Source organism: Shinella sp. (genome assembly GCF_035998705.1).
Lineage (GTDB): Bacteria > Pseudomonadota > Alphaproteobacteria > Rhizobiales > Rhizobiaceae > Shinella.
In genome coordinates, this window is the sequence record NZ_DASYHH010000018.1 from 24,888 (window position 1) to 37,609 (window position 12,722).

The 12,722-nt window shown below is 60.8% G+C and carries 12 protein-coding genes; 4 read left to right on the forward strand and 8 right to left on the reverse strand.

All coding sequences use genetic code 11. From position 1 onward, the window contains the following. The first annotated feature begins 118 nt into the window (after positions 1-118). The gene (locus VGN93_RS14035) at positions 119-820 is read left to right on the forward strand and encodes an autoinducer binding domain-containing protein (protein WP_084438747.1); all 702 of its coding nucleotides are present in this window, start codon (positions 119-121) and stop codon (positions 818-820) included. Between the two features lie 3 nt (positions 821-823). On the opposite strand, the gene VGN93_RS14040 is transcribed toward VGN93_RS14035, so the two are convergent. Further along, positions 824-1,138, reverse strand: a complete 315-nt coding sequence (locus VGN93_RS14040; RefSeq protein ID WP_145926151.1) for a transcriptional repressor TraM — start codon at positions 1,136-1,138, stop codon at positions 824-826. A gap of 292 nt (positions 1,139-1,430) precedes the next feature. Between VGN93_RS14040 and VGN93_RS14045 the strand changes: the two genes are divergently transcribed. Together VGN93_RS14045 and VGN93_RS14050 are read left to right on the forward strand one after the other, a co-directional pair. Continuing rightward, the gene (locus tag VGN93_RS14045) at positions 1,431-1,787 is read left to right on the forward strand and encodes a type II toxin-antitoxin system VapB family antitoxin (protein ID WP_242224990.1); all 357 of its coding nucleotides are present in this window, start codon (positions 1,431-1,433) and stop codon (positions 1,785-1,787) included. Continuing rightward, a complete protein-coding gene (locus VGN93_RS14050; RefSeq protein WP_064334773.1) occupies positions 1,784-2,182 on the forward strand; it encodes a type II toxin-antitoxin system VapC family toxin in 399 nt (132 codons plus the stop codon). Before VGN93_RS14045 ends, VGN93_RS14050 begins: the two co-directional genes overlap by 4 nt. Before the next feature lie 191 nt (positions 2,183-2,373). Here the strand turns inward: VGN93_RS14050 and VGN93_RS14055 are convergent, their stop codons facing one another. From VGN93_RS14055 to VGN93_RS14065, 3 genes are all read right to left on the reverse strand, one after another. Further along, the gene (locus VGN93_RS14055) at positions 2,374-2,808 is read right to left on the reverse strand and encodes a hypothetical protein (RefSeq protein ID WP_064334772.1); all 435 of its coding nucleotides are present in this window, start codon (positions 2,806-2,808) and stop codon (positions 2,374-2,376) included. A gap of 84 nt (positions 2,809-2,892) precedes the next feature. Then, positions 2,893-3,816 carry an IS110 family transposase gene (locus VGN93_RS14060; RefSeq protein ID WP_168168934.1) on the reverse strand — a complete coding sequence of 308 codons (924 nt, stop codon included), beginning with the start codon at positions 3,814-3,816 and terminating at the stop codon, positions 2,893-2,895. A 493-nt stretch (positions 3,817-4,309) separates the two neighbouring features. Next, positions 4,310-5,086 (reverse strand): hypothetical protein, encoded by a 777-nt coding sequence (locus VGN93_RS14065; RefSeq protein WP_242224988.1) that lies wholly within the window; start codon positions 5,084-5,086, stop codon positions 4,310-4,312. Between the two features lie 184 nt (positions 5,087-5,270). Here VGN93_RS14065 and VGN93_RS14070 point away from each other — a divergent pair, with 184 nt between their 5' ends. Next, a complete protein-coding gene (locus VGN93_RS14070; protein WP_242224985.1) occupies positions 5,271-6,440 on the forward strand; it encodes an SEC-C domain-containing protein in 1,170 nt (389 codons plus the stop codon). An 88-nt stretch (positions 6,441-6,528) separates the two neighbouring features. On the opposite strand, the gene VGN93_RS14075 is transcribed toward VGN93_RS14070, so the two are convergent. From VGN93_RS14075 to traA, 4 genes are read right to left on the reverse strand one after another with little or no spacing between them, the layout of a single operon-like run. Continuing rightward, entirely contained in the window at positions 6,529-7,167 is a 639-nt protein-coding gene (locus VGN93_RS14075) for a TraH family protein (RefSeq protein ID WP_064334771.1), read from the reverse strand. 14 nt (positions 7,168-7,181) lie between these two features. After that, positions 7,182-8,345 carry a conjugal transfer protein TraB gene (locus VGN93_RS14080; protein WP_064334770.1) on the reverse strand — a complete coding sequence of 388 codons (1,164 nt, stop codon included), beginning with the start codon at positions 8,343-8,345 and terminating at the stop codon, positions 7,182-7,184. Beyond that, the gene (gene traF, locus VGN93_RS14085; protein ID WP_064334769.1) at positions 8,335-8,901 is read right to left on the reverse strand and encodes a conjugative transfer signal peptidase TraF; all 567 of its coding nucleotides are present in this window, start codon (positions 8,899-8,901) and stop codon (positions 8,335-8,337) included. The genes VGN93_RS14080 and traF overlap by 11 nt, the downstream gene beginning before the upstream one ends. After that, positions 8,898-12,479 (reverse strand): Ti-type conjugative transfer relaxase TraA, encoded by a 3,582-nt coding sequence (traA, locus tag VGN93_RS14090; protein ID WP_064334768.1) that lies wholly within the window; start codon positions 12,477-12,479, stop codon positions 8,898-8,900. The genes traF and traA overlap by 4 nt, the downstream gene beginning before the upstream one ends. Positions 12,480-12,722: the final 243 nt, after the last annotated feature.

The following is a 12,722-nucleotide window of genomic DNA, read 5'->3' on the forward strand; positions in this document are numbered from 1 at the left end:
TCTTTTTTCGCCTATCGATTTCTAACGCCCGCAAGTTGTTGTAGCATCCGCTAATCGCGACACGCGCGTACTAGCCGCACCAGCTTTGTTGCGGCGTTTCGAGCGATGGAGGTATCGATTGAATCAGTGGTTCGTGCGGCTCACCGAGCAGATGTCGCTTGCGCATGATGATGCCGCGGTGGCGGATGTCCTCCAGAAGATGACCAGCGATGCGGGTTTCAGCTACTTCGCCTATCTCAACCTGCAGGCGGAGACCCAGACCGCGATCTCGACCTATCCCAAAGAATGGCAGGTACGGTACTTCGAGAAGAAGTTTGCACACATTGATCCGGTGGTGCTCAACGCGAAATCCCGCCCTGAAGCATTTGCCTGGTCGAATACGGTGACGCCGGGAATGACCAAGGAGCGCCGCGCGTTCTACGGCGAGGCGTCGGAGTTCGGTATCCGCTCCGGTATCTCCGTTCCGATCAACACGGGCTTCGGTCGCATGGCGATGCTGACTTTGGCATCGGATGAACCGAATGCAGGGGAGGGGCTCGACTTCAGCCCGGTCATGGCCGCCGCTTCATTTGGCCAGGTGCATTCGCGAATGGAAGTCATGCGCGTGCGCCCGACGCGTGTCACCCGCATTCGGATGAAAGCGAACGAGTTGACCTGCCTTCGCTGGTGCTCGGAGGGTAAGACGGCGAGGGACATCGCCGACATTGAGAACACGACCTATGGCAACGTCCGCTTCTTCATTCGCAATGCGAAAAACGCGCTCGGCGTAACGTCGTTGGCCCAAGCGACGGCTTTAGCCAAGGAACTCGGCCTGATCTAACCTTCAGTGAGGCTTTTTCGTCAGCGTCTCGGGTATGTATCCAAGAATGTCAAGAAGCGTCGAAACGACCGTCTGTTGCGCATGGACGGCGATCATCGCCGAGATAAAGGCACGGTTGGTGTCGACGCCCGCGCCCGACGGTTGCGATTCCAGGATCGTCTCGAGTCGTATCGCCTCGTCGCGCAGACGGCGGTGCTTTTCCAGTTCCTCAATGACGAACTGCTCGATCTCCTGTGGCTCCAAGCCATTCATGAGGCCGATCAGCGGCCGCAGCACTAACTTGTTTCCCGACACGGTATCATCGTCAGACACATCCACCACATTCACCCACAAAATGGCGTCCGCGGTGCGTCCCCGCCAACTATCCCTTGACCCCAGACCGGGGGTTAGAAAACCGAACACAGTCGGCCCCTGAGACCTTTAGCGACGAGCGCCTGGACATGCGTCACAGGCCCCCGGCCAAATAGCCAGAGGATCCGATATCGTTTCGGCCGATATCCGCCGCTGTGTTCGAGGTTTCTAAGCCTCGAGGCGGTACGGTGCCGCCTTGGAGTTTGTATAGAAAATCTGCTCGCCCAGCGCCAGTCCCGTTTCGGGACTGTCTGGTAACATGGTTTCCAACCGATCGGCCGGGACCTCGCTCGTCGATGGGTTGCCGCATCTGTATTTTCGTCGAAAAATGAACTATATGTGGCTGATCCATTTGAGAGAGACGATGCTGCACCTCACACACGACACCGAACAGCTTGCCCGCAAGGTTGCGGCTCGCGCTGGCCGCAGGCCTGAAGACCTCATTCGCGCTGCGCTCGAGCGCGAAGCGAGAGAACTCGGCGTGTACACTGACCAACCAGCACGGCGCCGGATGACCGTTGAACAGATGATGGCTGTGGGAAAAAAGGTATCTTCGCTGCCACTGCTTGATCCGCGCTCTCCGAAAGAAATTCTGGATGATCTGAACGAGCAATGATCGTCGTCGATTCTTCTGCAGTGATCGCCATTCTCGAAAACGAGGATGATGCAATCGTTTTTGCCCGAGCGATCCAACAGGCCGACAATCTTACGATGTCAGCGGTCAATGCGCACGAATGCGCCGTGGTTCTCCGCGGCCGGCGCGGTCCCGAAGGGGAGCAGATCGCATGGACGTTCTTGGCTGACAACGACGTTAGTATCTCGTCATTCGATGAGATCCAGGCCCGTGGAGCATCCGAGGCGTTCGGAAGATACGGAAAGGGTATTGATCCGAGGGCCAGGCTGAATCTAGCTGACTGCGCCGCCTATACGCTTGCAAAAAGCCTGTCAGCGCCTCTGCTGTTCAAAGGGGAAGACTTCATCCATACGGATGTAACCGTCGCCGTTCGATAAAAAGCAAACTGCTGAATCAAGTGGTTCGAGCGGGATTTGCTTGGCGTATAGATACTCTGAATTTCGGTTGGGATGCGGACTGACATGTTTCGGGCGTCTATGCCACGGAGGCTGTCTTTTACCGGGCCAACGAGCTTCGGCGGTGAAACCAATGCCGCGTGTCAACTTTAGGACAGCCAATCGCATGGCAATTAGTGTCTATCCCCATTGCCGAATCCAGCCTTCTGCTGAAGGCGTTCGTAAATAGTGATAAACGTCAGGAGTGCCCCGAGCCAAGCTACCGGGTAGCCCAGTGCTCGGCTGAGTCCTCGCCAAACAAAACTTCGATTATAGTCCTCAACATCAATGTTTCGGGCGTTCCGCTCGACATTGCGCGATTGTCGTGCCTGCAGTTCCGCGATTGTTCCGGCCGGCATACCGCCGGAATTGCTCATGAAATCATCGAAATTGTCGTACTGCTGAACGGTAAAATTCGGTTCATAGTCTTCATACTGCTTTGGAGAAAACAAGACGATCTCGAAAATCAGTACATAGAGAATCCAGACAACAGAGCCGGCGATCGAAAGCATCCAAAACTGCCTCTCCACCTTGCTCCAAGACTGCGAACCATACAGCATCTTCTCCATGCCATTATCCTCAGAAAGCCTTTCGCTCTAGGGTGCAATACCATCAGGATTACGATGCCGCTTCAAGGGCAACTGTGTTTGAACTTATAGCCTGATCGGCCGGTTGCTCCGGATCATGGCGTTGAGGATGACGAGGAGTTGTCGTCCAGCAGCGATGAGGATGGTTTTGGGGGCCTTGCCGGCGGCACGCATTCGATCCCGCATGGCAATGAGGGTAGGGACGCGCCGGGTTGCGGTTAGGGCTGCAATGTACAGAGCCTCGCGAACCTTTCTCCGCCCACCCCAGATGCGCCTTGTGCCCTTCCATGTTCCGCTTTCACGCGCATGCGGCGCGAGTCCTGCAAGAGAGGCGATACGTCTTCGATCGAGAGTGCCGAGTTCGGGCAATTCTCCAAGCAGGGTTGCCAGCACGGTGGGGCCGATACCGGGCACAGCAGACAGGAGATGGGCCTGCGCCGCAAGGTCACGGCTTTCGCCGATGATGGCCGCGATCTGCTTGTCCAGTTTCTCGATCCTGCGGTCGAAGATGGCGATCATGCTGTCGATGTCGTGAAGCAATTCCGGTTGCCCGGCGCTATGCCGGCGCAGCTTCTCGGCCTTTCGGGCTTCGACCAACTGCTTGCGTCGCCTGAGGAAATCGGCGAGCCGTTTCCTTTGTGGCTCCTGCGGCTTGGTGATGGTCAGGGGAAGGCGCTGCCCCATCTGGGCCAGCACCCTGGCATCGACCTTGTCGGTCTTGGCAAGCACGCCGAGCGCGCGGGCGAACTCGCGTGCCTGCCGTGGGTTGACGCGGGCATAGGTGACGCCGTGCTCCGCAAGGACTTGCATGAGGACAGCATCGCATCCGCTGGTGGCCTCGAAGACGACAAGAGCGGAGGTCTCAAGCGTTACGATCCATTGCGTGATGCCGGACTTGGTGTTCTCGATCCTCGACGTCCTGCGCCCGGCATTGATGCAGACGTCGATGAAGGCGCGGGAAAGATCGCAGCCGACGATGATCTGTGGCATGGTAAAGCTCCTGTCCATGTCGTGCGGGCTCGTGGCAGGCCCAAGCAACTGTTCAGGTTGACGACCAAGCGAAGGGGACCCTTGCTCTCAGACGGGATGGGACCCATGGGGGGGACGGGTTCCCCTCCGCTCAAACACAATGCCACATCTCAAACAGACAGGGGGGGGGGGCGGCACGCACAAATCAATACCTGCTTTTAAAGAGGTAGACTGGAGCAGGATCGGGCGACGCAAATCTGAAGTCAGCTTTTCCCGCATTGACACCCGAAGCCTGCCTGTCCAGTTCCAACCCAACCCGACGTGAGGTTTCGAGTGGTGACATGCGCACATCGAACGGCGACAATGAAGGTCGCACGCTGCCCGGCCACTTCGAGGCGGGTAACCGACCGTCTGCTTTCGGGCGGCTTTTTGCGAAAGCGGACTATTGATCTGGCATGATGGGTCAGGAGTGGGCGGCTAACTGTAGGCTGCGAGCTATCGAAATCCGGTCAGGTCAATCATTCGCCTCCTTTTCGGCGTTTTCGGGCGTCTCCAATTTCATCAGCCCGCTGTCGATCAGGATCTTCTTCGCGATCACTAACAGCTTCAACTCGTCCTCATGAAACTCCTCGCCTGTGAGGCCACGGTGAACCTCGTCGGCCAGTTGGGCGATCATGGTGATGTAGCTTACGTGCAGCGCGTAGAGATTCTGCGAAAGGTCCTTGTGGTAGATGGGCAGTAGAGATGGTCCTCGTTTTTCGCCCATCTCCATAATCACGATGTCCTTTAGGAGCTGCGCCTGTGATACGTGGGCCGCGCCGCTCAGGTCGCCGTAGACCTGCCCCATGTTCTTGAGGACGCCGATCGTCGCGAATGGTGTTTTAGCGTCCTTGCGGCGCCCAGCAGAATACTCCTCCACGGCGGCAACGATTTCATGCTCCTGACGCAGCAACGTCGCTGCCTGCGGATAGAGACCCTCGACGATGGCGGTCTCAACGAATTGGATGCCCTGCACGAAATGGGCGATCAATGTCATTTGGCCGTGGATGTCTACCCTGTCCTCAGGGATGGACTTACCAGCAATGCGGGACAGGAAGTTCACCAACGCACTGATCGCCGAAGCGTGCGCCTGACTTATATCGGGGAAGAGCTTCTCGGCCTTGAACTTCTTGCGGTTTTTCTCGCACTGCTCCATGACCATGCCGCCATAGATGGTCACGGGACCCAGCGTCTTCTCGCCAATGTTTCCCATCTTCGCCATCCAGTCGCTGCCGAATTTCCAGTCGCTCATAGCTGCTCCTTTTCGATAGAGCCTAGCCCACTGCGCCGACGTTCGGCACGCATGCCATTCGCAACCGACTCACGTGTCCGGCCTCGGCCCAAACCACAGATACTCATTCATCGACTTCCTCAAGTTACGCTCTATAACAAGGCGGCCTCTCGACGCTATCGATACCGACAGCTATATCTGGGGAATGGTTCCGCATCCGTCACTCAGCGCACCGAAGATAAGGCCCGATCTCATTCGGCCCGTCGAGACGATGGGCCCTTACGATTTATGCTGGTGCCGCTCGGGAAAGAAATACAAGTGGTGCCATTTTCGGCGCGAACAGCAGAAGCCGATCAACATCTTTGAAATCGAAGCAGGAATGATCGCCGAGTTCCGCGACGGCTACTGCTCTCATCCAGATCCCGTGGCTGATCCTTGCAGCGCGACGATGACCAAGGCCCATACCGTGCAGAAGAAAGGCGGCCTCGCCGCGATCGCCGAAGTAGGCCACGTCCTCACCGTGAAGCCTACGATGAAGGAGATGATCGAAACCGAAGGCAACCCACAGCCGCGCAAAATCGGCGTCAACAACGCATCGGTCTTTCCCGGCTTCTGCAGCCGGCACGACACGACGCTCTTTAAGCCGATCGAGGGCAAGTCGCTGGCCCTAACTAAGGACACCGCCTTCCTCTTTTCTTACCGCGCCATAGCCTATGAGCGCTTTGCGAAGGAAGCGCAGCTCCGAAGCACTGACATCCAGCGCGAGGCTGACCGCGGCCATCCATTCTGGAAACAGGCCGCGATTCAAATGCACCTGGCGACTGTCATCGCCGGGATCAGGATTGGCATGCGTGATATGGACCTTTGGAAAGATCAGTTCGACGCACGCCTGCTGTCCGGCGCGCGCGATGACTTCCACTTCGTTGCCGTTCGTTTCGACCAGGTTCTACCTGTCGTCGCGTGTGGCGCCCTTCATCCGGAATTTGACTTCCAGGGCAAACCACTCCAACAGCTCGGCCGGGACGGCGTAGACTTCGACCATATCACGCTGACGGTGACCACGTTCGAGGCGCAGACGATCCTAGTGTTCGGCTGGATCGGTTCCGAGGACGGTCCGGCCAAGGCACTTGCCGAGTCGTTTGTTGCGCTCGACGATACTCGGAAGGCCGATGCATTGGTTCGGCTCTTGTTCATCCACACGGACAATCTTTTTCTTCGGCCGAGTTGGTGGGAGGCGCTGCCTGAGACCGATAGGCGGACGTTAAACGAAATGACGCGGAGCGGCACGACCATGCGGATGCGTACCGGCGACGAGATGGCCAATGACGCGACTTCGTTGCTCTCCGCATTGGTTATTGAGGTCGTCAGCGGCTGACCCGCTTTTACAGAAAGCCATAGCCGTTGGCAGCGGCAGCTTTTGGAGCCGCGGCGACGGCTGGTAAATGTCCCCACAGGTGTCGAAATCAGCCGCCGTTGATCCGCGACAGATCTACCCGAATTCCAGCGTTCCCGGTATCCGCCTCGTCCGCTGGCGCGCTCGGCGTTGCGCCCTCAAGCGAGTCATCCTCATCGCCGTCCTGTTGAGGTCCACTTGTCTGATGTTCCTCGTCCTGCTTACTCTCGGCCGGCATATTCCAGCTCGTCCCTGGCTCCTCCGCCTGAAACACGCTCACTCCCTCGAATTCCCCGGTCTTCCAAGAGAAGACGGCATCCTCGAATATCTGGGGGAGCACGTCCTTGCTGGTCGGGTTTCCATACCATTTCGCAACAATCCGCAGGATCTTGGCGAACATCTTCGTGCCCATGCGCAGGTTTTCGCAGGCGTCAACGACATCTGGCTTCAGCTCGGCGGCATCCTTCACGCCGACACCTGCAGGGAACTGCGTCAGCCCCACACGAACGACAGCCCGGCCGACATGCTCGCGGACGATCGCCATGGCTTCGTCCGGCGTCGTCGGCTTCGGCACGAGAATGAGCCTCCCGCCCGACTTCACGGTGATGGCGAGCGGATCGGGCGCTCCGGCGGTCTCGACGAATTGCCGGACGATCGCAGGTGTCAGGGAAGGATCGGCGCATTTTTCGATCAGGGCAGCATCCAGCATGGAGGGCTCCAGGGTCAGATATTGAAGGAGAGCACGAGAGGCGTGGCGAAGAGAGCCGCCCAGGCCGTAGCGCTGGCGCGCTGGATCCCGACGATGGAACTGCCCTCGGTCCACCAGCCGTTGCCGACGGCGACGGCGACATCGGGCGCGTGGGCCATCGACTGCAGAATGGGCCAGACGATGAGCTGCTCGTAGCAGATGAGCGGCGCGACCCTCGTCGGTCCGACCACGACGACGGGATTGGCGAAGAGATGGGCGCGCGCGCCACCATTCATGCCGAACCAGGGCCGCCATGGCTGCCACATCGAACCGGGGACAGGCATACGCTCGCGATAGAGGACACGGCCGCCGTCGCCGTCGATTGCAACGAGAACGTTATCGTAGCCGCCGGCGTCGACCACGGCCGCGCCGGCGACGATCGTGGCGTCACCGGCTCTCACGGCGCGTTCCCAAAGTCGGGCGACCGTCGGCGTCCAGAAACCGAGCGCGCTCTCCGGCAACACGATCACCCGCGCGCCGGCCTTGGCCACTGCCCGCGTCGTGGCAATCAGGTCACGCTGACGGGAAAGTCCGGTATCCCGCCCCAATGATGCACCCATGGCGAGATCGACGCCGCGCCACGATTCAGGTACTTTCGGATCGGTCCAGAAAACGGCGGACCAAAGCCAAGAGGCTGACAAGACGACAGCGACAGCCGGCCCCCTTCGGGAAGCGAGGCCCAGGAGACCGGCTGAAGCTGCGACGAGCCCAAGCCATCCCCATCCCGGAAAGAGGACACCCGCGGCGGTGATCGGATGCGCCCAGCCGGTGATGCCGAAAGGCGGGATCGCCATCAGGATCGCAGCGAGGACATAGCGGATCGGGCGCCAGGTTCCGGACCGCGACCATAGCGCGGCATGGACGGCCGCGAAGCCGGCCGCCGGCACGAACCAGAGCGCGACGCCCGGCCAGATATCCGACGCATAGAATGTGGCGACCCCAAGCGGCAGACCTCTGGACGCCGCCAGGAAATATCCAAGGGAGACCAGCACCGCCGTCGTGCGGTTTGGCGCCATCGACCAGAGCATTGGAAAGGCAAGCGCCACCGGCAACAGGAGCACATGCCCGCTCCATGCGATCCAGCCGGTGGCCACACCAGCGAGAATGAGGATTCCGGCGCGAGCAGCATCAGGGCGCATAGGTCAGCACCTCCTCAGCGAGGCCGAGAATGCCGGCGGCGGGGATCGAACCGAAGTAGCGCGAATCCCATGAAGCCTTGAACGGGGAATAAAGAAACACCTGGCCCGCCGGTACGATTCCCCCGGCATCGCCATGGAGCGGACGCCCTCTCCCGTCCGCCGGCACGATGGTTGTTTGCGGAATGTGCAACCCGTCGATCCGAACATCGGCTCCGATCTCGATGCGCTGCCCTTCGCTGGCGATGACCATCTTGATCAGCGGCGCGTCGCCCGTCGGACAGACACCGCTGCGCAGATAGCCGCGCACCCGCGCCTCGGAAAACGCCACGGTCTCCGGCGGGCAGATGAAGATAAGATCACCGACCGCTGGAGGACGCTTGAGCGGACGAATGCGCCAGATCCCAAGCGGCTCGCTCGCCGTCATGTTGAGCCGATAGCCGGCCGCCGCACCGGCGACGAGCACGGTAATGGCAACGACCAGGCCGGTGGCGATGACGATCACCACCATCCATTGCTGGCGCGCTCGGTACGCGGTGCGAGATCGGGCATCGGTCATTTGAGCGACAGGCCTTTCGCCTGGGTCTGGCGCAACGCCTCTGCCTGCTTGATGCCGACGACCACGCGTTCATGCGCAGCGAGCTGCTGCACCGCCCGCATTGAATTCCACGCCGTTTGCACCTCCGCCTTCTGCGGATCGGTCATGCCGCGCGTGACCGTTTTGAACGCCTCGCCGCCGGCCTCCTTCGCCGACACGCCGAGAAAGGTTCGCTCGCCGAACCGCTCTGTCACCGCCTTGGCGAAACCTTCCAATTCCGCCTTCACCATCTTGTCGGCAAGCGCATATTCGAGACCGGCCGGAAGATCGTTCCGGTCGATGGCGTCGCGTATCCGCTCGAGCGTCTGCTTCGCATTGGGCGACAGCGCCGGGATATCGACCGAGACCTTGATGCGCGCAGCGCGCTCCTCGGTCTCATGCTTGCGCTCGGCCTCGGCCCGACCGCGCAGATATCGTTCCAGATTGCGGGCGAGCGCAGGCGCGTTGACGAGGGCGGTATCGCGCTCCTGCTTGTCGGCGCGGCTGGCGAACATGCCCGTCTTGCCCTTGAGCGTGCCGAAGGTCTCCGGCTCGGCCGAGATCTTCGCTATCGTCGCGGTGGCGCGCGCCTGATCCTTTATCATCGCATCAACATTGATCGCCGCGAATGCCGCCTCCGGCTGCGCATAGACCATTTGGAAACGCGTGGAGACATCTTTCCACTGCTGCTTCAGCGCCGGATCGTTGGAGAGTTTGTCCTCGACGCTCTGCTCGAGCGATTTGGCGAATGTGGTAATGCCGGCAACCATGGGTCTTGCCTCCTTGACGATGGTCGGAACGGATTGTTTGTCGCTGCCGCGGGCAAGGCCGAGTGCCGCGCCGACAGCTTTCAGCCTTGCGGCGAGATCGACGAGCTTCTGCTTTTGCCGAACGGTCCAGGCGAGCCGGTCGCGGGAAATGGTCCGAGCGACATTCATGAGGTGCATGCCGCGCGCTTCGGCGAAACGGAGGGCGGCGCGATAGGAGGATGCACCCTCATAGTCGAGTGTCGTTTCCTTGGACGCATCGCGGGAAAGGCGTTCCTTCAGCCGCTCCATCGCCAGTTCCTTGACCGGCACGATCTTCCACGTGTTGCGCTTGGCCATCGTGCCATCGGGCAGTCTCACCGACTCCGAGCCCTCGTGGCGAAGACCGATCCGGTCGCCGACATGTGCATCCGCTTCATCAATCGCGCGGGCGAGATCGACGCCCCAGATCGTGCGCTCCTGTCCGTCACCATAGGTGAGCGTGACGAAGTAGCTGTCGCGGTTTCCGGGCTTGTGTTCGTAGGGCGCCTCACCGTGATCGACGAGAACACCACCACGCCGGTTGGTGAACTCTTCCATGCCGACGTAGAGTTCGGCCGCCTCGCGGTGGCGCGTCATCGCGACATAGGTCAGATGACGATCAAGCGTGTTGGAGGCGAGAACTTTGACGCGATCGACAGTGGCGCCCTGGGACTTGTGGATCGTGGTGGCATAGCCGTGATCGACGTTACTGTAGAAGCGCTGTTCGACGGTGACCTGCCTGCGGCTGTCTCCCTCGCCAATCTCTGCGACGATACGGCCTGGCGCAGCTTCAACGACCTTGGCCAGCATCCCGTTCTTGACGCCAAGGCTGCCCTCGTTCTTCAGGAAGACGATCTGGTCGCCGGCGGCGAAACGACGAGCACCGTCCTCGGTCCGGAACACAGAGCCCTCGCCGACAATACCGCGCTCGACAAGCTTGGCGCGGGCCAGCTCGTTCAGTTCGCGGACATCGCGGCGGCGGTGGGCGAGGATGAGCGTGGTCTTCGTCGGATCGAAATCGTAGTTCCAGTTGTCGATCAGTCCCTCGATCGCGTCCTGCCGCGTCCAGCCGGTTTGCACCAGGTCAGCCGCGTCATAGGCGCTCAGCGCGGCCGCCACGTTGCCGCGCGCAAGATCCAGCGACGCATCGCGCATCCATTGCTCACGCTGGCGGTAGATGGTCTCCAGTTCGGCGTATCCGATGCGATCGGCAATAGCGCGAAACGCGGCACCCGCCTCGATCGGCTGGAGCTGATCCGGATCGCCGACAAGCACGAGTTTCGCGCCCGCCTTCGTGACGGCCTCGACGAAGAGTGCAAGCTGGCGAGAAGACACCATGCCTGCCTCGTCCAAGACGAAGACCGTCTTGTCGTCAAGCTGGCTCCGCCCGTCGTTCCAGCGAAGCTCCCACGACGAAAGCGTGCGCGAGACGATCCCGGCTTCGGTCTCCAAGCCCTCGGCCGCCTTGCCCGCCAACGCACCGCCGACGACACGATAGCCGGCCGCCTCCCAGGCTTCGCGCGCCGCCTTCATCATCGTGGTCTTGCCGGCGCCGGCGCGACCGACGACCGCAGCGATCCGATGGCTGCCGGCGACATGGGCGATCGCCGTCTTCTGCTCCTTCGACAGGCGGGAATACCGCGCGAACGTCTCCTGCAGGATTGCGTTTTCGACGCGGTGTGAGGAACGGCCGGCAAGGAAGACCGCCCTGCTGGCCATCTCCGCCTCGGTGCGGATCAGGTCGCGGGTAGTCAGTTTCGCCGGCACCCGCGCGCCACTGGCGAAGTCCACATGCTCACGCTCCAGCCGAACAACGTCAGGGCTTTGCAAAACACGCGCCATCAACGACTGGAAGAGACCAGCGTCATCGACATAGCGATGCAAGATCTTCGCGACGTCGCGCTCGTCGAAGACGCTCTTCTCCCGCGCGATCATATCGATGACGACGGCGGGGCGGTCCTCGATGCGGCGCGCGTTCTCGGCTCGCCGTTCCTCCTGCAGCTCGATGCGTTCCAGCGTGATCGGCTCGGACGCCTCGGCCGACTTCTGCTTGATGGCGTTCGCGCCGACGCCGAGATGGATGGTCGGCTCAAGGGCGATGCCCTGCTTCTCATAGGAGCGGCCATCGACGCGGATGTCGAGACCGGCGAGTGCCAGATGCCGGTTCTGACAGACGAACCAGCCGTCGCGGAAGGCGTTGAAATCCCCGACGCCTCCCGCCCATAGCTCATAGACGATCTTGCCGGAATCGTTGCGCAGCGACTTGCCGTCTGCACCGAGCACCGCGACCTTCTTCGCGCCGAAACCGTCGTCGGTCAGCGGACGCAAGGTAGTCATGAGATGCACATGCGGGTTGCCCGGCGCATCGTGATAGACCCAGTCTGCGACCATTCCCTTGGCGGTGATATGGCTCGCCACGAACTCGCGAACGAGAGCAATGTTCTGATCCGCCGACAGCTCGATCGGCAGGGCCATGGTGACATCCTTGGCGAGCTGCGCATCCGAGCGCTTCTCGAAACCCTCGACAGCGTTCCAGAAAGCCTCCGACGCGGCCGCGACCGAGCGATCGGCGATCATCGACCGCAGCCAGTCCGGAGCGTCCTCCGGAATAACGAATTCCTCATGAAGGAGGCCCTGCTTACGGGTGTAGTCGATGGTCCGCGCCTCGCGCTCGAACTCCATTTTCACGCAGTGCCGGTAGGCCGCCGACAGCACGGCGCTGCGGCCGGAGCCGCGGGCGACGACGCTGACGGAGAAATGAGGGACGGCCACGGCGGAATGCTCTCCCGATTGCAAACGAAATCAACGGGTTCGTCGGGAACGGCAGGCCCGCAAGGGCAGAAAAGCAAGGCGTCGCGTCAGCGACGTATAATTGCGCCCTTGGAAGCCGCTCCTTCGGAACGGCCGGGATGATGCTCAAAGGCGTTGGCTACGCCAACTCGCATTTCTGCGAGTAGATCGGCACGCCGATCTCGGAAATGGTCATGCCGTCAAAGACCTTGAACGGCATGAAAG